Here is a 22,772-nt window from a genome sequence, read left to right as displayed (position 1 = left end):
AGACTTACCATAACTTTCCTCGGCGACGAGGGGTGAGGCTGGGATACACAGGGTGGGTGGCACACATGGGGGCGGGCGAGTGCATGCTGGTTGCAAATGATTTACAAAAGGTTGTCATTAGGGGGTAAGCAGCCTCCTATTTGGTTATTCAAAAAGGTTATAGTACCTTTGCAGAGCAAAAAGAGATAGCGCGGAGTGGAGCAGTGGTAGCTCGTTGGGCTCATAACCCAAAGGTCGTAGGTTCGAATCCTGCCTCCGCAACTAGCTAGAATAAAAGCATAGTTCGCATCAAAGAGCCTTCCCTGTACCACAGGCGGAGGCTCTTCGTATTTACTACCTAGTCGTTTTGCATTATGCTACAGACCCAGCCAGGTTCGCTCCGAGATGTAGATCCCGAGCAGTTATTGGACTTCTTGCTTCGCTTTGCCACGATGCAGACCAGTGTCGGGGTGCAAACCTCCCGTATCGTGGTCAATACCACACGCATAGCCCATGCCTATGGCTATGAGCTGACGATCATGATGTTTCAGCGAAATATCACAATGACGCTCATGCCTGCCTCTGGGAACACCTCCCCCACATGTCCTAATACGAGCTGTGTACACCCCACTACGGGGATGATGCGTCACAGACACCGACCTCTGAACTTCTTCCTCAATGCTGAGCTTAGCCGTCTGTCGTGGTACACCTATGATAACCATCCGAGCCTGGATGAGCTGGAGGAACGCTTCCAGACAATCATCGACACCAAGCCCGTCAATCGCTGGCTCATCCTCTTCCTCATCAGTCTGGCGAATATGGCTTTCTGCCTACTCTTCGGTGGGGACTTGGGCTCGGCGGGCTTTGTCTTCCTCGGCACGCTGTGTGGCTTCTTTGTGCGCCAAGAGCTAAACGCTCGGCATGCGTACCCGTACCTCGTGGTCTGTGTCTCTGCGTTCGTAGCTTCGTTTGTTGTCGGGCTGGGGGCGAAGTTTGGACTAGAGACCTATCCTGAGATTGCTCTAGGGACGAGTGTGCTCTACCTGATACCTGGTGTCCCGTTCATCAATGGGATGATGGATCTCTTAGATGGCTTCATGCTCAACGGCGTCTCTCGACTGATGACGGCTGTGATGATCGTCATCAGTATCACGGTTGGGCTGAGCTGTACTCTGATGATGCTTAACCTCTCTCTGCTCTAACTCTTGAACCATTTGACTTAACTTCGCTTTGTAGGTATGGATCTGCTACTGATATTGGAGAAAGGCTTCTTCGCCGCTATCGCTGCCCTTGGCTTCGCAGCCGTGGGAAATCCCTCTCGGGCGGCCTTCCGCTACGTGCCGATACTGGCCTTCTTCGGGAATATTATACGCTTCTCCCTCATGGAGTATGCAGGGGTTAATATTGCAGTCTCGACCTTCTTTGCTGCAACTTTTGTGGGCTTCTTGGCTGTAGCCTTCGCCTACCATGCTCGCTATCCGATTGAGGTCTTTGCCTTCCCTGCCCTACTGCCTATGATCCCTGGTCGGTTTGCCTATCGCTCACTCCTTGGGATGATCCGCTTCATGGAGACGACACAAGATGTGGCGCAGGAGCAGTACTTGCCGGAGATCATCAGTAATGCCATCATTGCCCTACTGACGATGTTTGCACTTGGGGTAGGTGTAGCAATCCCCCTTTTCCTCTGCTATAAGGCCTCCTTCCGAATGACACGAGGAGAGGCCAAGTAACGATGAGATGATGAACGATTTACTATTTAGACCCATCACGCCCGAGGCTCGGGAGGAGATTACCTCTTTCACACTACATAGCTACGGGCAGATTTGTGACCTAGCCTTCGCAAACCTCTATGGCTGGGCGGTGAAGTATGAAACAAGCTATTGTATCTCAGATGAAACGCTCTTCATCCGTTTCACCTCGCCCCAGAGAGCGCATCCTGCCTACCTCGTACCCATCCTACGTGAGGAAGGCTGTGTGAGCCAAGCCATACTACGGCTCAAGGAGACTGCTGAGGCTGGTAACTATCCGCTGGTGCTGATGGGCGTGACACCTCTTTGTAGGGAGCGGTTGGAGACCTTTTGTCCCCATGCCTTCACATTCCTAGAGAGTGAAGGGAATGCAGACTATATCTACCTTCGAGAGAAACTCGTGACCCTGTCGGGGAAGGCGTTGCAATCGAAGCGTAACCACGTAAATAAGTTCGAGAAGAGCTATGACTACACCTTCGAGCCGATTACAGGAGAGAATGCGATGGAGTGCATGGCTCTAGAGCGGACTTGGCTACGGGAGCATGGCAGTGAGGCGGATGGTGAGGACAAGGAGGAAGAGGTCATACACCGCCTGCTCACTCACTTCGAGGAGCTCCAGCTCTCTGGTGGTATCCTTCGTGTCGAGGGTAAGATAGTGGCATTCACTATTGGTTCGCCTATCAATGAGACGACCTTCGGCGTGCATATCGAGAAGGCTCGTAGAGATTATGATGGAGCCTTCACCATGATTAATAAGCTCTTTGCGGCGACGATCCCCGAGCAGTACACGTATGTAAATCGTGAAGAAGACCTAGGGATCGAGGGACTTCGTCAGGCAAAACTCTCCTATAAGCCTGAGATCATCCTGCCTAAGATCGCAGCCATCCTCAGGCATGAGTGTAATGAATAGGAGTCATGAGGCGGAGGCAAGAGCGCTCTGGAAGCAATGCTTTGGTGATAGCGATGCCTACCTAGACTTGTTTTTCTCTAAGCTTGGTGGGGATGATACGACCTTCCTCTACAATGCGGGCGGGAAGGCTGTCGGGCATCTTCAGCTCTTAGATGTAGCGTTCGCTAGCAGAGCGCATCTATATCCAGCGAACTATGTCTTTGCTGCCTGTACACATCCCGACTACAGAGGGCGTGGTGTGATGAAGGAGCTCCTGCATGAAGCCCTTCGTAAGGGGCGGGAGCGAGGAGATATATGTTCGTTCATCATCCCTGCTGAGGAGTGGCTCTATGATTACTACACCCGTGTGGCAGGCTATGCCGAGATCATCGGTGGCTCGAGGACGCAGGACGAACGGGTTGCCTTGGATGAGGAAAACCTCGAGTGTACCGCTCCAACGCTTATTGACTATCTGTGTGAAGTGGAGCGGACGAGTGGGGGAACTAGGCTGGTGCATACCAAGCCCTTCCTGGAGGCTGTCGTTGTGGATTTTGAGACAGGTCATGATCGCTTTGTCTGGGAGCATAGGAATGGTGATGGTTTAGTCTCTGGGGCAGTCTTTGTCATAGAGCGAGAGGACGGGCTATATGTCGATACCCTATTCGGTGCAAGAGAGGCGCGGAAGGCTCTGCTGGAGAGACTCAAGGAAAGGGCAAAAGATAAGCCCATTACCTACGATCTTAATCCTCAGAGCTCGCAAGAGCAGTACACCCATGGGATGATTCGCATCCTTGACCTGCCAGCCTTCTTCAGAAGCCTTGCCTTGCAGTATCCGAAGCTCTGTATGAGTGTAGCCTTTCATGACGACCTGTTCCCTGAGAATAGCGGTGTCTATGAGTTTATAGATGGAACAGTGACGATCAAGCCCTTAACCAAGGATACCTCGAATGTCATTCATTCGATGCGTCAGCTTTTCTCTACCCTTTCACATGCATGCTCACTGCCCTTTTCCTGCCGTCTTTCCCTCCTCTTCGACCGCTGACTGGCATACCTCCCTTGTGATACATTGGCTTAGGCTGATAGCATCCCCCTAGGCTTGTGTACGATGCATCTTGTACATAGGTAGCTCCACTAGAAATAACCGAGGTGAGGTCTTAGAGCGAATCTAAGACCCCACCTCGGTTATTTAATGAATACGTTTTATGTGGCTATGCCCTAGGGAGCATAGGATCCATCCCAAACAATCGAACCCTTGCTGATGTCTAAGTAGTAGGCTCTGCCAGACTTGATACCCTTAGCAAGGCCTATATTCAAGGAGTACTGCATCGTGCCAGTACCATAGTCACCTTCAAAGTACAAAAAGAGAGGAGAGGGAGTATTTATGTCCTCAGGATGTACCCATAGATAGGCGAGCTTATGATTGATAGGTGAGGTCGGTGTCTCTGTCTTTGGGACAAATATGTTATGGACAGGGGCAGCAAACTCATAATTTACATATTCCAGCTGCTCTTGAGTGTAAGTGCCTTGCCAGGTATGTACATCCCCTTCCTTCTTAGGCAAGGTGAGCGTACCACTGCACTGGAAGCTACGGCTATTGATGCTCATCTGTTTATAGACTCGGTCTTTATCTGTGCCAGGCAAATCCATAGCGATGATAGAGCCTAGCAGCTTGAAGCTCACAGTGGCCTGTAGCTCTCCATTCTTTAGGACAAGCTCTGTGGCATCGAAAAACATGGGGGGACAGAAGCCTTTGGTGTCCTGAGGATATACCTCTACTCCCCCGATCTCTGCTTCACCGTCAGCTGTGAGGCTCTTTGCCCCTATGACCCCTGATATATATATGGGGTGAGCAGCGTCCGTGGGATCAAGTCCACTAGGAAGAGTAATGTTGGCTAGCTGAGCTCGGTAAACCTTCTTCGTCGCATCATGTGCATAGATTCTCATAGTGGCCTCTACAACGGCAGAAGTCTTGCCTTCTTGGGAGAAGAGTAGGCGAACCAATTCTGTATCGCCAGCATCCCAGAGGAAGGAAATACCAAGGTATTTCTTGCTATCGGGATCTGTCCCTTCGTTGTAGTTTGGATTCTCTTTATTGCGTAGAGCCACACGTGCCGATGTAGGCTCCTCGCTTAGGGTGATAGATAGCGTAACGGGCTTGTTGGGCAGAGGGGTAACAGGCTCCTGCTCTTTATTACAAGCATTCAGTAAAAGTATAATGGCACACGCCCCAATGAATAGTTGAGCGTAGCTGAGTAGGATTTTTTTCATTGTTGTCATACTAACCAAGTCCTCCTCCCTTTTCCTTAAATGATCCATGGTTGTCCGGATCGTAGGGCTCGAAGATACTATCATCATCACTATCTAACCAATCAGGAATATTAGAACTAAACTTTACTAATACGTCCTCCGCTACGGGTAGACGCCATACTTGGCACCAAGGGCGATCCTCCTCAGTATAGGGTCTTTTTTTTATCATTCGGTTCTATGTAAATATGTGGGATTTATACTCACTAAGCTCTTCTCTTGCTTTAGAGAAGTGATGAGCTTTGTTTCGGATAACTAACCAAAAGCACTGCAAAGATACTAAATATAAGACAATCAGCAATATATGTATGTTTTTAACATTTCCCTGAAGGTGCTTTTGGGTATATATTCGCCCTGTTATCTAGGGTTCTTTTGTGAGGGGGCTCTATCTCCTAGATACATACTTTTTAGATATGTATAAAATATTATGTATATCTTTGGACGTAAGTAAATAACAGATCATCAACCTAACATTAGAAACAACTATGCAAGAAAAAGGACTGTTCGAGTATTGGAAGGAGTGCTACACACTCAAGTTTAAGGACTTCGAAGGCCGTGCTCGACGTAAGGAGTATTGGGGTCTATTTCTCTTCAATGTCATCTTTGGAGGGATTATCGGTTTCGTCTTCGGCTTTATCGCCGGGCTGCTGGATGCTCCCTTCATCTCCACGCTAGGTACTATCCTCGTGGGTGTCGTAACTATTGTACCAAGCCTCGCAGCTGGCGTACGTCGTCTCCACGATATTGGCAAGGAGTGGTACTACATCTTGCTATGCCTCGTCCCTGTTGTTGGAGCACTTGTACTGCTCTATTTCTTCGTGCAGGATAGCCAGCCAGGAGAAAACGCTTATGGTCCTAACCCTAAGGGACTCTAAGCAGAAGTAAGAGTCACCATAAGACTAAAAGAGCGAAGCCATGACCCATCAGGGTCATGGCTTCGCTACGTTTTATCCCCTTGCTACTTACGTTGGCGGTAGCTCTTGATGATGGGGTAGAAGACGAGTACGCCGGAGGCTAGGAGGGTAAGGAGGGTCAGGCCATCAAGCCTTGTTGAACCAATCAGTATCCAGATCACCAGAGCCAACCATAGTACTGCGATTATAACCATCTGTGTGTAGGTGAGAGGACGACGATAAGACATAAGTGGAGGAATAAGAAACGTGGATAGTAAAGGGTCTATGAAGACTGTGGGGAGAGAATGGCGGAGTGGGAGGAGAAGGGTGTGTCGAGCTGTGTAGAGGGGATGGTGGTAGGATAGAGGGAAGAGAGCTCTGGGCTGTACCGCAAGGGGAGAAGTAGCGGCTCGGGAAATGGTGATGAGGGTTAGACTAAAAAGGGAGACTACAAGGGGAGAAGATTGAGGCGTGGTTGCCTGTGAAGCTGAGCCTAGGTAGAGGAGAGCGTCTCCCGCTCCTTGGTTGTTTGGGGCTACACTGCCTTGCTTCTTAGTTGCCTCACATTTCCTTGTCCCTCTAGATGCCTTAGTTCCATTAGCCTCGTTTTAGGGAAGCGTATCTCTGGGGCTGAGGGCATCGGTGAAGTAGGGGGAAAGACGTATGCTATCATCTCGGGTGAAGGTTCCCTCGCTACGAAGGAGTCTCCAGGAGAGCTTACGCCCATGCCTTAGCACCATTTGCCTAAGAGTACGCATGGTCTCTCGACGTAGGTAAGGGTGCCAAGGTAGGGAGTCTGCCCGAAGCTCTGAGAGCCTATGTACTATGGGCATTGTCTTGATTGTGAACCATGGTCTGAGCTCGAGGAATTTCTCCTCATTCATCCCATAAACCTCCTGAAGCTGTAGTACCGTATAGTAGCCTCCGAGTCGCTGTCTGAGGGAGAGGATGCGGTGAGCAAACGAGGGGCCAATACCCGGCACACGAAGGAGCGTCAGTGAGTCCACAGTATTGAGGTCTAGGGAGACATAGCGACGGAACTTCTCCACCTGTCTCCCTTTGTCCACGGGGCCTATGTAATGCTCGTCGGTGATGAGAGTGTCTCGATGCCCTGTCTTGCCACTCTGTGGAGCTTGTGCGATGGTAGAGGAGGTAGCTACCTCCTCTTTTCCCTTGGGTTGATCTCGAGTGGTCAAGGCATAGAGGGCAAGGGCGGAGGTGAGTACCAGTGCTAACAGGATAAGCACCTTCCGTTCGGCTCGTCCTAGAGATGGGTCAGTCTGTCGCATGATAAGGGGATGATGGTTGAGGATGGGTTAACCCTGAGTTGGGGGGTGAACCTCCGTGCGCTCAATCTGTCCATCTTTCAGCACAATCATTCGGTCGGCTCGTGAGGCGAAGACGGGATCGTGTGTGACGATGACGAAGGTCTGCCCGAGCTCCTGCCTTAGGTCAAAGAAGAGCTGATGTAGGCTCTCTTTGTTTGCGGTGTCGAGGCTCCCTGAGGGCTCGTCTGCGAAGATCACCGCAGGCTCATTCACCAGAGCTCGAGCAACAGCTACCCGCTGGCTTTCGCCCCCTGATAGCTCTGAGGGCTTATGCTCTGCTCGTTCGCTCAGCCCGAGGCGTGCCAGTAGAGCCGAGGCACGCTCCCGAGCCTTTGCTCTGCTCGTACCGAGGATGAGGGCGGGGAGCATAACGTTCTCTAGGGCTGTGAACTCTGGTAGTAACTGATGTGCCTGGAAGATGAACCCAATCTTGCGGTTACGAAGCTCAGCCGTGGCACGTGTGCCGAGGCGTGTCACCTCCTCACCTGCGATGGTGAGGGTGGCTCCCTTATCTGCTTGCTCTAGTGTGCCGAGGATCTGTAGGAGGGTAGTTTTCCCTGCACCGCTTGCCCCGACGATGGAGATAATCTCCCCAGCCTCTACGGTGAGGTCGATACCTTTGAGCACCTCGAGACTTCCGAAGCTCTTATGGATATTGGTCGCTTGTATAATCATAGGTTAAGCCCCTTGCTTGGGGGTGAGAGTGAGGTGGCGTAGGACGTAAGCCGCTAGCTGACAGCCAAAGAGTGCGGGCATATAGGAGATGGTGCCAGCAGTGGATCGCTTACACTGCTCGCCCTGTATCTCTATCACGGCCTCTTCATCGGGAAGCTCGGAGGAGAAAACAACGGGTACACCACGGGTAATGCCTAGCTTACGGAGGCGTTTGCGAAGGGATCGAGCCAGAGCGCAGTTGTAGCTCTTGGAGAGATCGCTCTGATGAATCTGAGTGGGATCGCTCTTCGCCCCTGCGCCCATAGAACTGACGATGGCGAGACCTCGTTGCTTGCAGAGGGCTATGAGATATACCTTCGGACTCAGGGAATCAATGGCATCAACCACGAAGTCATAGGCGTGGCGGTCTAGAAGTTCCACCATGTTTTCATCTTTCAGGAAGTCCTGGATGACCTCGAGCTGGAGCTGAGGATTGATGTCTAGGAGGCGCGTAGCAAGTACCTGTGCCTTTGGCTCGCCGATGTGGCTGTGGGTGGCGACGAGCTGGCGATTGATGTTTGACGGCTGTATGGTGTCTGCGTCTACAATCGTGAGCCTACCAATGCCGCCTCGTACGAGGAGCTCAGCTGTCATACCCCCTACGCCCCCTAGCCCTACGAGTAGGACGTGAGCTTTAGAGAGTTCATCTATGCGCTCATCTCCCCATAGCAGGCGAGAGCGCTCGGTCCAAGTCTTGTTATCAGTCATGAGTAATCTTTACCATCTACAAATATAGCGCATAAAAAGGGCTTACGAGGTGCCGAGGAAACCTCGGAGGAGGTATCCCCGATACCTCGGGGGAGGTTACGAGGATGCCTCTAGAGAGGTTCCCTCAGTGCCTGTTGGAGGGAATTAGGACGAAGGCAACTAGGGATGCTAGAGCGACTAGTCCATCTAGGAGGGGGAAGCGGAAGGTGGGGAGAAGAACCGAGTGAGCTGTACCCTTGGCACAGCTCACTTTCGATTTCTTATTTTTCCTTGTTGGTTTAGTTTACGCCTCTTTTGTCAAGCTCCTGCTGGTAGCGACGAGCATTGGAGAGGTGTGTGGCGTAGTCAGCTGCAAAGCTATGGTAGCCAGAGAAGTCCTCACGCGCGCACATATATAGATAGTCATGCTCCTCGGCACGAAGCACACTATCGATGGTCGATGTGCGGGGCAGGACAATCGGGGCAGGGGGAAGCCCCGTGACAAGGTAGGTATTGTAAGGCGAGGAGACCGAGAGGTGCTCCCCCTTGATCCGGCGCAGGGAGAAGTCTCCGAGAGCAAACTTCACTGTGGGGTCAGACTGCAGACGCATGTCCTTACGTAGTCTGTTCAGATACAGCCCTGCGATGCGGCGGTATTCGTCGGGTTTGGCAGACTCGCTCTCTACGATGGAGGCCAGAGTGGTCACCTGAAGAGGAGTCAGGCCTAGTCGCTGTGCCTGGTCGGTGCGAGCCCCCTTCCAGAAGCGTAGGTATCCACTATGTAGGCTGTCTAGGAGCGTCTTCCCCGTTGCATCCCAAGCGATGGTGAAGGGCTGGCGTAACACCTCGGCTCGGAAGGTCTCAGAGGTCGCCCCATAGCGTGCCATGAAGCTCGAGTCACGAAGTAGAGTACGGAGTGAATCAGCACGAAGCCAAAGATTAGAGGTGAGGAAGGTAATGAGTTCGTCCTCTGTCCTTAGGGCTGTGGGGGTAATGGTGAGGGGAACTTGCTCCGCTGTCTGGAGGATCTCGATGACCTCGGGCATCGTAGCTCCTCGGGGGATAGCATAGCGACCAGAGCGTAGGGGTGCAGAGGTAAGCCCCTTCCATTGAGCTAGGTAACGGAAGGCGGAGGGGAAGCGAAGCCAGAGCTTGTTTTGCAGTTGTTGCTCGACATCTTTGTACTTAGCCCCAGGAGAGACGAGTATGTAGGTCGTCCCTCGGTCTACCCGTCCCGCTGGAGTGAGGTAGAGGAAGGCTCCTCCTGCCACGAGAGCAAGTAGGCAGAGGACGAAAAGAATGGAGAGACAATGGAGGATGCCCCGACGGAGCTTAGAGGAACGCTTCTTTCGTGAAGGGAGGATGCGACCACCATTGATTCGCTGGTAGTGGGCGACGGAGTGCTTGCTCATAGGGGTAAACTTACTTTGTCATATCCTGAGGCGAGGTAAGCCTTTTGAGTTCGCTCCCTCGGATAGAGAAGAAGGAAGGTAGTTGTTGTACATTGTATGTTGTGATACTCGTACCCTCGGGATCATTGACGCTGATCCAGGGGAGGGTGCGGGTAGCATTCTTCCAGAAATAGCTATCTCGATCGAGCGAGACCTCGTAGATTGTGATCTCGGGATGTGCTTCGTGGAATGCTCGGAGCTGTGCCACGAGAGCTGGTGACCACTCGGAGGAGTAACTGGTGAAGCTCAAGAGGACTGGGCCTCGGGAGGCTGTCTCTGTGAGCGATACGACCTTCCCAGACTTATCCTTGAGGCTTAGCTCGGGGTAGTCTACGATAACCTGCTTCGATGCTAGGGTAGAGTCGGGGTGGGCTGCACGCTGGCTTGCCCGCTGGTTGGCTAGTGCGGTCAGAGCGTATTGCTTTAGCAGTGCGGTATAGGGAGCTTGGGGATAATAAGTATCGTAAGCGGTAGCAACGGCAGCGAAGGTGCGAGCATCCCTAGGGTCAGTGAGTGAGAAATAGGCATCTGCACCCTTGTAGGTCTGTAGGAGGGCGAAATAGGCAGCAGGGCTCTTGGGATCCTTATAGATGAACCGAGAGGTTAGCACCTCTTTCAGCTCAGCACTGAGCGAATCAATATGTTGTTGTGCCTCCTGAATCGTCATCCTACGCTCAGGGTAAGTGTCTGCGAAGGCTTCGATCTTTTGATCCGTGGCCCAACGAAGATGGCTAATCTCACGTATCGCTTCGTTGTAAGGCTCAGCCTTGGTGAAGCGATAGGAGGCAAAGAGGTGCTTCCCATCGGCCGTCACACTCAGATGGGTCAAAGAGTCTGCGGCAAAGGGTATAAACTCCTCTCCGAGCCTAAGGCGGAAGAAGAGAGGGTAGGAGCGTGCCTCACCTTCGAAGGAGAAGCGTCCATCCTTACCGAGCGTGACAGAGTCTAAGAGAGCTGGCTCATCAGCACTGGTTGCCTCTAGGTAAAGGACTTGACCCTCTGCGCCAGAGATCGTACCGTCTGCGGTGAAACTATTTTGTGCTCCCCGATTGCAACCTACAAGCGTTAGCACGGCGAGGAGCGCAAGGATAGGAGAGAGATTTGTCTTCATATTGCGTTGGTGGATAGTAGAGGGAATGGGTATGAATTGAGGGCTATGCCCCCTGTGCTTCAGAGGCGAGGAGCATAGCTTCTGCTCGGGCGATCTCGGCGAAGAGTGCCTCACGAGTTGAGGCCTGGAGCATGGCGATACGCACGGGACGGAAGTGGTCGATGCCCTTGAAGATTGGGCTAGCTGCTATGTGTCGTCGGCTGTGGAGGATACCACGACGTTCGTCAAGTTTACGGATATTGTTGTCTACGAGTTCGCGTAGGATATCTACATAGAAGGTCTTCTCACGTGGGGGTAATTGCTCCCCAGTCTTTAGGTAATGCTTCATCTGCTCGAAGACCCAGGGTTGCCCAATTGTGGCACGACCTATCATCACAGCGTCCACGCCATAATCATTGAAAGCTCTGCGGACTTCTTCCCCTGAGGTGATATCCCCATTCCCAATGATTGGGATATGCATCCTGGGGTTATTCTTCACCGCTCCTATGAGGCTCCAGTCTGCTGAGCCTGTGTACATCTGCGCTCGGGTACGCCCATGGATGGTGAGGGCTTGGATACCACAGTCCTGCAGGGCCTCTGCTAGCTCAACGATGATCTTACTCTCGTTGTCCCAGCCGAGGCGGGTCTTTACGGTCACTGGGATTTTTACAGCTTTGACGACCTCAGAAACAATACGAAGCATCAGATCTGGGCAACGTAGCATCCCGCTACCTGCACCCTTGCCTGCGACACGCTTCACGGGGCAACCAAAGTTCAGGTCTAGTAGCTCAGGCCCTGCAGCCTCTGCGATACGTGCTGCCTCCACCATTGGCTCAACTTCACGGCCATAGATCTGTATGGCTACGGGACGCTCTTCAGGATCAATGGTCAGCTTACGTGTCGTACCTGCTACCTGACGTATGAGGGCATCTGCACTTAGAAATTCGGTATAGACAAGATCTGCGCCAAACCGCTTGCATAGGAGACGAAAAGCCACATCCGTCACATCCTCCATGGGGGCGAGTAGTAGTGGCTCTGCTCCAGTCTCGATCTTACCTATCTTCATCCTTCCTTGCTCGTTATGTAGGATACTGCAGCCTCGAGGGCGAGGTGAATATCAGAGCAAATATAGTGTTCCCCAATGAGATCGACTATATCTGTAGCTATGAGGGTTTCCCTCACTCGTGGATTGACGCCTGATAGGACAAGCTGTACCCCTTGTGCGCGTGAGGTCTCAATCAGTATATGTAGATTTCGCACAGCGGTAGAGTCCATGAAGGGGACAAAGCGCATACGTAAGATGCGTACCTTCGGGCGGTCTCCTGTTGCGGAGACTATTTCCTCAAAGCGGTTGGCGATACCAAAGAAGAAGGGTCCGTCAATCTCATAGACCTCGACCCCATCAGGTAGGGTAAGGACCTCCTGTGCTCCGTGATGCCCATCATCACCATGTGCGTGTAGGGCTAGCTCCTTACGAGAGACAAGTATCTTGGTGGACTCCACCATCCGCCTCATGAAGAGAAGCATGGAGAGAAGTAGACCCAGCTCAATAGCTATGGTTAGATCAAAGAGTACCGTTAGGAGGAAGGTCGTAGCTAAGACTGCTGCATCACTACGAGGCCCCTTCAGTGCTGCACGTACAGACCTCCATCCACTCATGTTGTAGGAGATGACCACAAGCACGCCGGCTAGACACGCCATGGGGATGTAGGCTGTCAGGGGCATAAGGAAGAGGAAGATCAAGAGAAGCACTACGGCATGTACCATCCCAGCGACGGGGGTGCGTCCGCCGTTGTTGATGTTAGTCATCGTACGAGCGATTGCACCTGTCACGGGGATACCACCGACGAACGGAACAACGATGTTTGCCACACCCTGTGCGATAAGCTCCGTGTTTGAGCGATGTCGCTCCCCGATGACACCGTCAGCTACACTAGCGGAGAGCAGGGACTCAATAGCCCCTAGTAGGGCGATGGTGAAGGCTGGTGAAATCAAACGTTGGATTGCCTCCCAGCTGAGCTCTGGTGTGACGAAAGAGGGGAGGGAGGTAGATATTTGGTAGCGGTCACCGATCGTCGTTAGTTCGGTGATGCCTCCCCAAGTCTTCAGCCCATAGCCGAGGAGTGTCATGAGGATGATGGCCACTAGTGAGCCTGGGATTACCTTCGTGACTTTTGGGGTTAGTTGTATAATGATGACGCTTCCCACTCCGATGGCGAGCGTTAGCCAATGTGTCTTACCAAGTGAAGAGAGGAGTACGCCCCACTTCGGGATAAATTCCTTGGGTAAGGCTGTTAGCCCCAGCCCGAAGAGGTCATTGACCTGTGTCGTGAAGATCGTGACAGCGATCCCAGCGGTAAAGCCTAGGATAATGGGGTAGGGGATGAACTTAATCAGTGAACCTAGCCCCAGTACCCCCATGAGTACAAGGAGTATTCCAGCCATGAGTGTAGCCAAAAGGAGTCCACTCATCCCATACTCTCCGATGATACCTAGGACGATGATGATGAACGCTCCCGTTGGACCCCCTATCTGTACCGAGCTACCCCCTAGGGCAGCAACAAGGAAGCCCCCGATTACAGCTGTGATGAGCCCAACCTCGGGGGAAACGCCACTAGCTATGGCGAATGCGATTGCCATGGGCAGTGCCACAATACCCACGATAAGCCCAGCCATCAGGTCTCGTGACAATGTCTGAGAGGTGTAGCCCTTGATACGGTCTAGGAGCATGGGGCGAAAGTCGATACTCAGCTTCATGTAGTTATTTCTCCGATAAATTTCCGCTTATGTTTATGATGTAGACAAAGATACGGCAAAGGAAGGACGTGGCATGTGGTAAGTGGCCTGTAATGGTAGGCAAATAAAAGTGTAGCTCTAGGGGACTGTATCGAAATCCTCTTACTTCGTCAAGGGATGAAGACTTGTGCTATGTGTATTTTCCCCTGCAACACCGTCTTTCATTATTTTATTGATGTTGATGTAATGTGCTTATAAATAAATCGTTATGTCGTGTGTTTGAAGAGCCTGCTACGAGTTGTGGTAACTCGCTTCAGCAAGTTATGGTAACTCGTTCGAACGAGTTATGGTAAGTCGTTGTAGAGAGTTATGGTAAGTCTTCGAGACGAGTTATGGTAACTCGTTAATCGCCCTTGTAAATGCCGACAAAAGAGAGTGTTACAGTGGAATTTAATTCAGCTGGGTAGTTATATGTTTTTGCTTCTAGTTCAAATTCTTGTCCTTCCTTTTGTTGCTGTGACTAGGTAGCTTTGGGATTGCGCAACCAAGGGTAGAGCGATGCCCAGATAGCTTGTCCTTATCCTTAGATTGCACTTGTAGAGGGAGTGTGTAGAGCTCCAGCGACGTGCGAATAAATGGAGAGTATAAATATTTACGCTATCTTTGCCGTGCAATTCTGGGCGATGACGTTCGTGACATCATGGAGGATTGTACAGCAGACAGACAAGTCTAGAGTGAATGGTTGGGTAGCTCAGTTGGATAGAGCAATAGCCTTCTAAGCTATCGGTCCTGGGTTCGAATCCCAGCCCAATCACCACAGCTGAGCACCTCTAGGCTCCACAGAGAGTCCACCCATGGAGCAATTGCTTCTCTTCTTTTCCCCCTACACGATATTCGACGAATTGCTTAGAAAACAGGAGTATTTATTTCCCCTCCTCGGAGCTAGCATCCCAGCTAGGATCTTCGAGCGATAGACATGCGGGAGCTACCCGCAAGCCTTTCCCTTATTCCGCTCAAGGACTCTAGCTTGCTTCTCTAGCCTAGCCTGGTATGGTGAGGCCATTTAGCCCACATGAGGAGGATCGAGTTTCAAATAATTATGCAACGGTACAACATCACAGAGTTATCAAACATGAGCCTCGAGGAGCTGCGCAAGGTCGCTAGCGAGATTGACCTCGCCTCCGAGAGCTATCAAGCCAAGCAAGACCTCGTCTATGCTATCCTCGATCAGCAGGCACTTGCCCTGGCTGGTACACAGTCTGATAAGCGTCGCCCTGGGCGACCACGAAAGGGTTCACCAACCACGTCTACCACCAACCAAGAAACACCACAACCCACACCAGACGGTTCCACTTCCCCTACAACAGTATCTCAGGAGGCTACATCGGATGAGCCTAGACCTGATCAGCCTAAGCGCAAGCGTGGCCGTCCCAGCAAGGCTGAGGTATTGGCTCGTCAGCAGGCTCTCCAAGCTGTTGCCAAGGCAAGCGAAGGACAAGAGGATGCTACGTCCAAGGAGGGCGGTAGCGTTCAGCCCAAGCAGGGTGTAGCCCAGCCAAAGCCCCAAACACAAGGGACGGCACAGGCTATAGACCCAGCCCAGCAATCTACTACGCGACTACCTCGTGTGGTACCTGTCGGTGCTCCTACAGAGTCTAGCAAAGAGGCTGGGTCTCATGCCGAGCCTGATGGAGCTTCGGATACTCGTGGTGAGGGAGCAGAAGGTATGGGACGTATGGTCTTCCGTCATAAGGACAGTAAGTCCGTGTTGGATCAGGTGCTTCCTGCCTTTAACCCGCCTACAACAAAGCCTCGTACAGAGGGTAAGGCGCAGCAAGGTGCTACTCGTCCTGTGGCAAAGAGCACTCAGGATGAGTTTGACTTCGGTGGTATCCTCGAGTGTACGGGTGTGCTAGAGATCCTGCCTGATGGCTATGGTTTCCTTCGCTCTGCAGATTATAACTATCTTCCTTCACCCGATGATGTCTATCTATCGGTAGCCCAAATCAAACAATGGAGTCTACGCCCAGGAGACCTAATTGAGGGCTTCATCCGTCCACCACAGGATGGGGATAAGTATTTCCCATTTGAGAAGATCATCCGAGTCAATGGTCGTACGCCATCGGAGATGCGTGATCGTGTCCCCTTTGACCACCTCACGCCGATCTTCCCCGATGAGAAGTTCCAGCTCGAGTCTCCACGTAACCCTGCGGTGCAAGACAAGATTGCTATGCGTATTGTTGATCTCTTTGCGCCTATCGGTAAGGGACAACGTGGTCTCATCGTCGCACAGCCTAAGACAGGTAAAACTGTCCTGCTGAAGAATATTGCTAATGCAATCGCAGCGAATCACCCCGAGGTGTATATGATCATCCTGCTCATTGATGAGCGTCCAGAGGAAGTGACAGACATGGCATCCAGCGTAAATGCCGAAGTTATTGCTTCGACCTTCGATGAGCCAGCAGATCGTCACGTCCGTATCGCTGAGATTGTGCTCAACAAGGCCAAGCGTATGGTCGAGAGTGGCCAAGACGTAGTCATCCTGCTTGACTCAATCACTCGTCTAGCACGTGCGTACAATACAGTTCAGCCAGCCTCAGGGAAGGTACTCTCTGGTGGTGTGGATGCTAATGCTCTGCAGAAGCCTAAGCGTTTCTTCGGTGCGGCACGTAACATCCGTGGTGGTGGTAGCCTCACGATCTTGGCCACCGCACTGCAGGAGACCGGCTCTAAGATGGACGACGTCATCTTCGAGGAATTTAAGGGAACGGGTAATATGGAGCTACAGCTCGATCGTCGCCTAGCGAATAAGCGTATTTTCCCAGCAGTGGATCTTGTGGCCAGCAGCACACGTCGTGATGACCTGTTGCAGGATCTCTCCACGCAACAGCGCATGTGGTCTGTGCGCAAGGTGCTCTCAGAAATGAACCCTATTGAGGCGATGGAGAATGTCCGCAACCTCATGCAGCGTACAGCCACGAACGATGAGTTTTTCGCTGAGGTAAACGGGTAGAGAGCGAGACCAATCTCTATTAATTCCCACCTAAGCACTCACAGTAAGGCTATCAAGTAAGTAGACAGGATAGGCTCTATGTGAACCACTGCCTTGCAGTCCCACTTGCCTGCCTGCCCTACTTGAGTTACGCAAATAAGTCAAACAAATCCCCCGATCAAGCTCGTCTTGGTCGGGGGATTTGTTTATCGCAGGCTCTTTACTCACTCCTATCCAATGGGTGTTTGGAGGTGCTCGTCTTCCCTTACAGAGAGAATGGATACCGAATTCATATTGAGTGGATTAGGAAGGGGCGAAAATAGCTAGTGACGAGTTACTATAAGTCATTGCAAAGAGTTATGGTAACTCGTGATGAAAAGTTGTGGTAAGTCGTCGAAGAGAGTTATGGTAACTCGTCTGAGCGACTTATGGTAAGTCGTTATCCCCTTGTCAAAGGCTCCGTATCTAGGGCGTTTGTGAAGGGTGATGATCCATCAAAGAGAGAAGTATGAGAAAGGCTTGGGTGAAGAAGTCGTCGGAGGAATATACTTAGTTTACGGACCATGCCGATGGGCTTAGCCAGCAGGTCACGCCCTCCGTGCTGCCGAGAGACTATGCCCGATATGCCGAACTTACGTTGTAATAGGAGAAAAAAATACCCCATGCTCTAGAGGAGCATGGGGCAAGGATAAAAAGACGGAAGTGATAGCTAGCTGAGGATCTCCTTCTGTAGGCTACCAACGAGGCTTGAGGCTCCGATGCGGAAGAGCTTATTATCCAGCCATTCTTTGCCGAGCAGTGCCTCGACGATGCAGTAGTACTTCACTGCTTCTTCGGCTGAGCGGATACCGCCGCTGAACTTTACCCCTCGCTTCTCACCATACTTATCGAAGTATTCTTTGAGTACCGAGCAAAGGATATAGGCTGCACGTAGGTCAGCTCCTGGATATTCCTTGCCTGTGGAGGTCTTTAGGAAGTCTGCGCCTGAGAAGAGGGAGAGGATGGAGGCCTTGCGGATGAGTTCGGGGTCTTTCAGTGCACCAGTCTCAAGGATAACCTTTAGGTGCGCTGTACGAGCGGTGGATCGTTGCTCTTGAATCTCCGTGGCTGCTTCTTCGTAGTCACCAGAGAGGAATGCTCCTAGGTTAAGCACGATATCGATTTCGTCTGCTCCATCGGCGATAGCGAGAGCAGTCTCTGCAATCTTGACCTCAATGAAGCTCTGCGAGGCAGGGAAGCAACCACTCACACATGCGACCTGTACACCCTCGGCTGTGAGCACACTGCGTACAGTCTTAACGAAGTTGGGGTACACACAGATCGCAGCGACAGAAGGAACGTCCTCTGTGCCCTCGAAGTCATTGACGCTAGCTACGAGCTTTGCCACTTTCTCCTCGGTGTCTGCGCCAGAGAGTGTAGTTAGGTCGATTGTGGAGTGTAGGAATTTCTTGACCTCTCTGGTATTGTTCTTTGTAAAGCTCTTTGCGAGGATGTCCTCAATTCGCTTATCCAGCTCCTCAATGCTGAGTGCAGGGGCAAAGGCGGAGAATGCCTCGTTGTACTTGTTGGGATTGTTTTCTACCATGGTTCGTGTATTGAGTAAACGTGATTAAACTTCTTCGTTGGAGGCGTGGAGCTTGGGGTTTGCATGGTGCCGATCTTTGTCACGTAGGGTTTTCTTCTCGAGGTTACGGAGGAACGCTTCCTCGAGCGACACACCTGTCTGGTTGGCAATACAGAGCAATACCCAGAGTACGTCTGCTAGTTCGTCAGCGAGGTTGTGTGCTTCGTCGCTGCGCTTGAAGCTCTGATCCCCGTATTGACGTGCCATGAGGCGCGCCACTTCTCCTACCTCTTCCGTTAGGATGGCCATATTCGTTAGAGGTGAGAAGTAGCGTACACCATAGGTTTGTATCCACTCATCGACGAGGGTCTGAGCGTGGGTAAGTGTGAGTTTACTATCCATATTGGAGGGCACAGAATGCTCCCTATTGGAGTGCTACCCAGCGCACAAGAGCGAAGTCCATACGATGGGGTAGCTCGGGGTGTGAAGGTAGGATACGAAGCGCACGCTTGTAGTGGCCAGGGCGAGACTGCACGAAACTAATCTCGTAGACAGCTCTTGTGCCATCTTGGCTCACGAGCTTGAGCGGTGTCTTTGCCACGAGGCATAGCTTGCCGTGCTCATCTTCACGAGCATCCACGAGCTCTACATCAAGGTCACAGGTGAGTGCATGCTTGTCAAGGACGAGGCGGATAGTTTCGTTAGCGCCTGTGTGCCGCTCGCTGTTACTCTGTATGGAGCTCCCCATGTCCTCTACGGAGATGACTTGTAGCGCATCCCAGTGTGAGATGACGCTTTGCTTCCATGCGACAAGCTGCTTAGCGATAGCATTCCCCTCTGCATGTAGGCGTGCAGAGCGTTGGGCAAGCTTCGTGTAGAAGCGATCGAAGTAATCATCCATCATACGACGCATGGTGTAGTGCGGAGCAATGAAGTTCATCGAGTTCTTCATAGTCTGTACCCAAGCCTCGGAGTAGGGACGTCCATCGCGATTGAAGTATAAGGGGAGGATTTCCTTCTCTAGTAGGTCATAGATGGTCGTTGCGTCAAGCTTGTCCTGAAGACCTTGGTCTGCGAAGGTACGTTTGTCGGTAAGTGCCCAACCAGCACCCTTGCGGTAGCCTTCATACCACCAGCCGTCTAGTACGGAGAGGTTCAGTACACCATTCATCTCTGCCTTCTCACCGGAGGTGCCAGAGGCCTCTAGAGGACGTGTCGGCGTATTCATCCAGATGTCTACGCCTGCTATGAGCTTGCTTGCTAAGCGCATGTCGTAGTTCTCAAGGAAGATGATTTTACCGAGAAACTCTGGGCGACGGCTGATCTCTAGGATGTACTTAATCAAGCCTTGTCCACCACCATCGGCAGGGTGTGCCTTCCCTGTGAAGAGGAATTGCACCGGATACTTTGGGTTATTGACAATGCGCTCTAGTCGCTCTAGGTCAGTGAAGAGTAGGTGTGCGCGCTTGTAGGTGGCGAAGCGACGACCGAAGCCGATGAGCAGTGCATTGGGATTAATTCCCTCGAGTACAGAGACTGTTGTCTCAGGGTCACCGCTGTTGCGGATCCACCGCTCACCATAGAAGGAACGTATATGCTCGATGAGGCGGAGCTTGATCGTCTGATGCGTCTCCCAGAGTACGTCGCTCGGGATCTGCTGTACCTTAGCCCATGTCTCTTCGCTTGTCTGATGATGGAGGTAATCCTCCCCAAAAACCTTCGTATATAGCTCCTGCCACTCGGCTGAAGCCCATGTGGGGAGGTGTACGCCGTTGGTCACATAGCCGACATGAAGCTCCTCGGGGAAGAAGCCCTTCCATACCGGGGCAAACATCTCCTGAGATACACGGCCATGTAGCAAGCTCACCCCATTAGCCTCCTGACACGTATTGAGGGCAAAGACGCTCATTGAGAACTTCTCATCGCTCCCAGGATGCTCCCTACCTAAATCTACAAACTCATGCCACGAGATCCCTAGGCGAGCGGGTAGATGCCCTAGATACTTACCCAGGAGGTCTTCGGCGAAGTAGTCATGTCCAGCAGGGACGGGTGTATGAACGGTATAAAGCGAAGAGGCACGTACGAGCTCAAGGGCTTCGTCAAAGGGAAGACCCTCGCCCTCGACATAGTCCACGAGACGCTGGGCATTCATGAAAGCTGCATGCCCTTCGTTCATGTGATAGACATCCTTGGTGATACCTAGCTTCTTTAGCAGAAGCACACCACCGATACCGAGTAGATACTCTTGCTTCAGTCGGTTCTCCCAGTCACCACCATAGAGCTGGTGTGTGATGGGGCGATCCCATTCACTGTTTTGTGCGATGTCTGTATCGAGCAGGTAGAGGCTGATGCGCCCAACGTTCACTCGCCACACATGGCAGTAGACCGTGTGTGTAGAGTAAGGGACTTCGAGGACAAGTGGTGTCTGTCCGTCAGCCTCAAAGATTTGCTCTAAGGGGAGCTGGGCGAAGTCCTGTGCCTCGTAGCTGGCCTGCTGCTGCCCCTCTGGCGATAGGGTCTGTGTGAAATATCCGTAGCGGTAGAGGAAGCCCACAGTGGTCATCCGTACGTTGCTGTCACTGGCTTCCTTGAGGTAATCTCCTGCCAGGACCCCAAGCCCCCCAGAGTAGATCTTCAGCACATTGGTTAGACCATATTCCATGCTGAAGTAGGCTACCGAAGGGCGGACGCTGTCCTGAGGCTCAGCCATATAGGCCTTGAAGGTCGCATAGACCTCATCCAACTCCCTCATCAGCTCCTTGTCCTGACAGATCTTGCTGATGTCTTCGGCGGAGAGCTGACGAGCAACCATTACTGGATTTCCTTCGGTCGCCTCCCAGAGCTCGGGGGATAGCCGCCGAAAGAGACTCTGAGCCCTAGGGTTCCATACCCACCAGAGGTTGTGGGTGAGCTCTTCGAGTCGCCTAAGCTCCTCGGGGAGCTGTGCATAAGCGTAGATGTTTGTCCAAATAGGGTCGTTGGCACGCTTAGTTATGATCATTTTATCTTTTTTTCTACCGTTTCGTTGATGAGTGACTAGAATTATCTAAGCTACAAAGATAGTGATAATTATGCACCCGCTTCTTGGTGAAATTATATGCTTCCTCGGCAAGACAAGTGCTGACTCTTTGGGGTAAAGCTACTTCGTGAGCGTATGCTGGAGAACTATGCAGAGTGGGGGAGATGGTAATGGTATGGGTCAAACCCTCCTATCTAGGTCGTTTGTAGAGGGTGCTGACGAGTTGCCATAACTCGTTATGAAGAGTTATAGTAACTCGCTGCAGAGAGTTGTGGTAAGTCGTCACAGCGAGTTATGGTAAGTCGCTACGACGAGTTATGGCAACTCGTTTAGAGCTCTGTTTTGTGGCTGTTTAAGGTGTTGATTATATGTTGTTTGCGTTTGTGCTCTAAGCTTTCTTTGGTTAGGGAAACTAAGGAGGCTTTCCTCTACTCAAAGAGAGGACAGAGCTTGGGTTTGCGAGAAAAGCAAAACAGCCTCAGTAATCCGATGATTACCGAGGCTGTCTAGTATAATGGTGGATTGTGTGAAGGTGGATGTGCTAAATCTGGCGCAGGAGTTCGCTGAAGATACGTCCCATACGATCGGAGGCTGCATTGGCAGCACGAATCACATCGTCACCATCATTGACGAAGTCGTCGTCGAAGTGCCAACCTTCATTCGTGATTACCGACATACCGAAGACACGAATACCAGCGTGACGAGCTACGATTACCTCGGGGACGGTACTCATACCGATGGCATCACCGCCTGAGCGTGCCCAGTAGTTGTACTCCGCTGGAGTCTCGTACGAAGGACCCGTAAGGCCGACATACACCCCTTCATGTACATGGATACCTAGCTCCTGAGCGATGGCCTTAGCCTTCGTGATGAAGTCCCTATCGTAAGGACGGGTCATGTCAGGGAAGCGAGGTCCGAACATCTCCATATTAGGCCCGATGAGTGGGTTGGGGAGGTTGTTGATATGGTCACGGATGATCATCAGATCTCCTACTCGGAAGGTCTGGTTGATTCCTCCAGCGGCATTGGACACGAGGAGGTTCTCGATCCCGAGGAGCTTCATCACCCGCACGGGGAAGGTCACCTGCTCCATAGGGTAGCCCTCGTAGTAGTGGAAGCGTCCCTGCATGCAGAGTACAGGTACACCCGAGAGCGTACCAGCGATAAGGTTCCCCTTATGACCGATAGCAGTGGAGTGTGGGAAGTGTGGAATCTGGGTGTAGGGGATGACGGTAGGATTCTGGAGCATGTCCCCGAGCTTACCGAGGCCGCTACCGAGGATGATAGCGGTACGAATATCCTTAGGAAGGCGTGAGGCAAGGTAGTTAGCCGCCTCGTGATAATGTTGTTCGAGCATACTGAGTAATCTTATTGATAG

General features: G+C 51.9%; 20 protein-coding genes and 2 tRNA genes. 8 read left to right on the top strand and 14 right to left on the bottom strand.

What is annotated here, in order from left to right:
- Window positions 1–189 precede the first annotated feature (189 nt).
- The 5 genes from HMPREF0636_RS03560 to HMPREF0636_RS08200 all read left to right on the top strand — a co-directional run bounded on the left by HMPREF0636_RS03560 (window position 190) and on the right by HMPREF0636_RS08200 (window position 3,658).
- Window positions 190–261, top strand: a tRNA-Met gene (locus HMPREF0636_RS03560).
- Between the two features lie 92 nt (window positions 262–353).
- On the top strand, window positions 354–1,181 hold the full coding sequence (locus HMPREF0636_RS03555) for a threonine/serine exporter family protein (protein WP_052328726.1): 828 nt from the start codon (window positions 354–356) through the stop codon (window positions 1,179–1,181).
- Window positions 1,182–1,217: 36 nt separating this feature from the next.
- Entirely contained in the window at window positions 1,218–1,709 is a 492-nt protein-coding gene (locus HMPREF0636_RS03550; RefSeq protein WP_005467542.1) for a threonine/serine exporter family protein, read from the top strand.
- A gap of 7 nt (window positions 1,710–1,716) precedes the next feature.
- Window positions 1,717–2,637, top strand: coding sequence for a DUF2156 domain-containing protein (locus tag HMPREF0636_RS03545; RefSeq protein WP_155807279.1), 921 nt, complete (start codon window positions 1,717–1,719; stop codon window positions 2,635–2,637).
- The gene (locus HMPREF0636_RS08200; protein WP_052328725.1) at window positions 2,630–3,658 is read left to right on the top strand and encodes a GNAT family N-acetyltransferase; all 1,029 of its coding nucleotides are present in this window, start codon (window positions 2,630–2,632) and stop codon (window positions 3,656–3,658) included. Before HMPREF0636_RS03545 ends, HMPREF0636_RS08200 begins: the two co-directional genes overlap by 8 nt.
- A gap of 173 nt (window positions 3,659–3,831) precedes the next feature.
- Here the strand turns inward: HMPREF0636_RS08200 and HMPREF0636_RS03535 are convergent, their stop codons facing one another.
- Window positions 3,832–4,884, bottom strand: a complete 1,053-nt coding sequence (locus tag HMPREF0636_RS03535; RefSeq protein WP_155807278.1) for a hypothetical protein — start codon at window positions 4,882–4,884, stop codon at window positions 3,832–3,834.
- Between the two features lie 10 nt (window positions 4,885–4,894).
- Window positions 4,895–5,092 (bottom strand): hypothetical protein, encoded by a 198-nt coding sequence (locus HMPREF0636_RS03530; RefSeq protein WP_044168523.1) that lies wholly within the window; start codon window positions 5,090–5,092, stop codon window positions 4,895–4,897.
- 313 nt (window positions 5,093–5,405) lie between these two features.
- Here HMPREF0636_RS03530 and HMPREF0636_RS03525 point away from each other — a divergent pair, with 313 nt between their 5' ends.
- Window positions 5,406–5,795 (top strand): DUF805 domain-containing protein, encoded by a 390-nt coding sequence (locus HMPREF0636_RS03525; protein ID WP_044168522.1) that lies wholly within the window; start codon window positions 5,406–5,408, stop codon window positions 5,793–5,795.
- 83 nt (window positions 5,796–5,878) lie between these two features.
- On the opposite strand, the gene HMPREF0636_RS03520 is transcribed toward HMPREF0636_RS03525, so the two are convergent.
- The 8 genes from HMPREF0636_RS03520 to HMPREF0636_RS03485 form a co-directional block, all read right to left on the bottom strand.
- Window positions 5,879–6,028, bottom strand: a complete 150-nt coding sequence (locus HMPREF0636_RS03520) for a hypothetical protein (protein WP_248616866.1) — start codon at window positions 6,026–6,028, stop codon at window positions 5,879–5,881.
- Window positions 6,029–6,421: 393 nt separating this feature from the next.
- The gene (locus HMPREF0636_RS03515; RefSeq protein WP_044168519.1) at window positions 6,422–7,102 is read right to left on the bottom strand and encodes a ComEA family DNA-binding protein; all 681 of its coding nucleotides are present in this window, start codon (window positions 7,100–7,102) and stop codon (window positions 6,422–6,424) included.
- 27 nt (window positions 7,103–7,129) lie between these two features.
- Window positions 7,130–7,813, bottom strand: a complete 684-nt coding sequence (locus HMPREF0636_RS03510; RefSeq protein WP_044168550.1) for an ABC transporter ATP-binding protein — start codon at window positions 7,811–7,813, stop codon at window positions 7,130–7,132.
- A gap of 6 nt (window positions 7,814–7,819) precedes the next feature.
- Window positions 7,820–8,563, bottom strand: a complete 744-nt coding sequence (locus HMPREF0636_RS03505; protein ID WP_044168518.1) for a tRNA threonylcarbamoyladenosine dehydratase — start codon at window positions 8,561–8,563, stop codon at window positions 7,820–7,822.
- 278 nt (window positions 8,564–8,841) lie between these two features.
- On the bottom strand, window positions 8,842–9,954 hold the full coding sequence (gene mltG, locus HMPREF0636_RS03500) for an endolytic transglycosylase MltG (protein ID WP_044168517.1): 1,113 nt from the start codon (window positions 9,952–9,954) through the stop codon (window positions 8,842–8,844).
- 10 nt (window positions 9,955–9,964) lie between these two features.
- A complete protein-coding gene (locus HMPREF0636_RS03495) occupies window positions 9,965–11,104 on the bottom strand; it encodes a DUF4369 domain-containing protein (protein ID WP_044168516.1) in 1,140 nt (379 codons plus the stop codon).
- Between the two features lie 43 nt (window positions 11,105–11,147).
- Window positions 11,148–12,149 (bottom strand): tRNA dihydrouridine synthase DusB, encoded by a 1,002-nt coding sequence (gene dusB / locus HMPREF0636_RS03490; protein ID WP_044168515.1) that lies wholly within the window; start codon window positions 12,147–12,149, stop codon window positions 11,148–11,150.
- A complete protein-coding gene (locus HMPREF0636_RS03485; RefSeq protein ID WP_044168513.1) occupies window positions 12,146–13,840 on the bottom strand; it encodes a SulP family inorganic anion transporter in 1,695 nt (564 codons plus the stop codon). Before HMPREF0636_RS03485 ends, dusB begins: the two co-directional genes overlap by 4 nt.
- 719 nt (window positions 13,841–14,559) lie before the next feature.
- Here HMPREF0636_RS03485 and HMPREF0636_RS03480 point away from each other — a divergent pair.
- Both HMPREF0636_RS03480 and rho read left to right on the top strand, forming a co-directional pair.
- Window positions 14,560–14,636, top strand: a tRNA-Arg gene (locus tag HMPREF0636_RS03480).
- A gap of 282 nt (window positions 14,637–14,918) precedes the next feature.
- On the top strand, window positions 14,919–16,832 hold the full coding sequence (rho, locus tag HMPREF0636_RS03475; protein WP_044168512.1) for a transcription termination factor Rho: 1,914 nt from the start codon (window positions 14,919–14,921) through the stop codon (window positions 16,830–16,832).
- 688 nt (window positions 16,833–17,520) lie between these two features.
- Here the strand turns inward: rho and deoC are convergent.
- The 4 genes from deoC to HMPREF0636_RS03455 all read right to left on the bottom strand — a co-directional run bounded on the left by deoC (window position 17,521) and on the right by HMPREF0636_RS03455 (window position 22,751).
- Window positions 17,521–18,396 (bottom strand): deoxyribose-phosphate aldolase, encoded by an 876-nt coding sequence (deoC, locus tag HMPREF0636_RS03470; protein ID WP_044168510.1) that lies wholly within the window; start codon window positions 18,394–18,396, stop codon window positions 17,521–17,523.
- A 24-nt stretch (window positions 18,397–18,420) separates the two neighbouring features.
- Window positions 18,421–18,777 (bottom strand): nucleotide pyrophosphohydrolase, encoded by a 357-nt coding sequence (locus HMPREF0636_RS03465; protein ID WP_044168509.1) that lies wholly within the window; start codon window positions 18,775–18,777, stop codon window positions 18,421–18,423.
- A 22-nt stretch (window positions 18,778–18,799) separates the two neighbouring features.
- The gene (glgP, locus tag HMPREF0636_RS03460) at window positions 18,800–21,376 is read right to left on the bottom strand and encodes an alpha-glucan family phosphorylase (RefSeq protein ID WP_044168508.1); all 2,577 of its coding nucleotides are present in this window, start codon (window positions 21,374–21,376) and stop codon (window positions 18,800–18,802) included.
- 559 nt (window positions 21,377–21,935) lie between these two features.
- Window positions 21,936–22,751, bottom strand: coding sequence for a purine nucleoside phosphorylase I, inosine and guanosine-specific (locus tag HMPREF0636_RS03455; protein ID WP_005467572.1), 816 nt, complete (start codon window positions 22,749–22,751; stop codon window positions 21,936–21,938).
- Window positions 22,752–22,772 lie beyond the last annotated feature (21 nt).

The sequence above is a fragment of the Porphyromonas catoniae ATCC 51270 genome, assembly GCF_000565015.1.
Lineage (GTDB): Bacteria > Bacteroidota > Bacteroidia > Bacteroidales > Porphyromonadaceae > Porphyromonas > Porphyromonas catoniae.
Note: the sequence above shows the minus strand (reverse complement) of the source record. Positions and strands in the feature narration are given on the sequence as shown.

What these genes read in the sequence shown, in the direction of transcription:
- HMPREF0636_RS03465 (WP_044168509.1), bottom strand. Translation starts at nt 18,777, where the DNA reads ATGGATAGTAAACTCACACTTACCCACGCTCAGACCCTCGTCGATGAG.
- HMPREF0636_RS03530 (WP_044168523.1), bottom strand. Translation starts at nt 5,092, where the DNA reads ATGATAAAAAAAAGACCCTATACTGAGGAGGATCGCCCTTGGTGCCAA.
- HMPREF0636_RS03520 (WP_248616866.1), bottom strand. Translation starts at nt 6,028, where the DNA reads ATGGTTATAATCGCAGTACTATGGTTGGCTCTGGTGATCTGGATACTG.
- HMPREF0636_RS03515 (WP_044168519.1), bottom strand. Translation starts at nt 7,102, where the DNA reads ATGCGACAGACTGACCCATCTCTAGGACGAGCCGAACGGAAGGTGCTT.
- HMPREF0636_RS08200 (WP_052328725.1), top strand. Translation starts at nt 2,630, where the DNA reads ATGAATAGGAGTCATGAGGCGGAGGCAAGAGCGCTCTGGAAGCAATGC.
- glgP (WP_044168508.1), bottom strand. Translation starts at nt 21,376, where the DNA reads ATGATCATAACTAAGCGTGCCAACGACCCTATTTGGACAAACATCTAC.
- HMPREF0636_RS03485 (WP_044168513.1), bottom strand. Translation starts at nt 13,840, where the DNA reads ATGAAGCTGAGTATCGACTTTCGCCCCATGCTCCTAGACCGTATCAAG.
- HMPREF0636_RS03525 (WP_044168522.1), top strand. Translation starts at nt 5,406, where the DNA reads ATGCAAGAAAAAGGACTGTTCGAGTATTGGAAGGAGTGCTACACACTC.
- HMPREF0636_RS03555 (WP_052328726.1), top strand. Translation starts at nt 354, where the DNA reads ATGCTACAGACCCAGCCAGGTTCGCTCCGAGATGTAGATCCCGAGCAG.
- HMPREF0636_RS03550 (WP_005467542.1), top strand. Translation starts at nt 1,218, where the DNA reads ATGGATCTGCTACTGATATTGGAGAAAGGCTTCTTCGCCGCTATCGCT.
- rho (WP_044168512.1), top strand. Translation starts at nt 14,919, where the DNA reads ATGCAACGGTACAACATCACAGAGTTATCAAACATGAGCCTCGAGGAG.
- HMPREF0636_RS03495 (WP_044168516.1), bottom strand. Translation starts at nt 11,104, where the DNA reads ATGAAGACAAATCTCTCTCCTATCCTTGCGCTCCTCGCCGTGCTAACG.
- HMPREF0636_RS03505 (WP_044168518.1), bottom strand. Translation starts at nt 8,563, where the DNA reads ATGACTGATAACAAGACTTGGACCGAGCGCTCTCGCCTGCTATGGGGA.
- HMPREF0636_RS03455 (WP_005467572.1), bottom strand. Translation starts at nt 22,751, where the DNA reads ATGCTCGAACAACATTATCACGAGGCGGCTAACTACCTTGCCTCACGC.
- dusB (WP_044168515.1), bottom strand. Translation starts at nt 12,149, where the DNA reads ATGAAGATAGGTAAGATCGAGACTGGAGCAGAGCCACTACTACTCGCC.
- deoC (WP_044168510.1), bottom strand. Translation starts at nt 18,396, where the DNA reads ATGGTAGAAAACAATCCCAACAAGTACAACGAGGCATTCTCCGCCTTT.
- HMPREF0636_RS03535 (WP_155807278.1), bottom strand. Translation starts at nt 4,884, where the DNA reads ATGAAAAAAATCCTACTCAGCTACGCTCAACTATTCATTGGGGCGTGT.
- mltG (WP_044168517.1), bottom strand. Translation starts at nt 9,954, where the DNA reads ATGAGCAAGCACTCCGTCGCCCACTACCAGCGAATCAATGGTGGTCGC.
- HMPREF0636_RS03545 (WP_155807279.1), top strand. Translation starts at nt 1,717, where the DNA reads ATGATGAACGATTTACTATTTAGACCCATCACGCCCGAGGCTCGGGAG.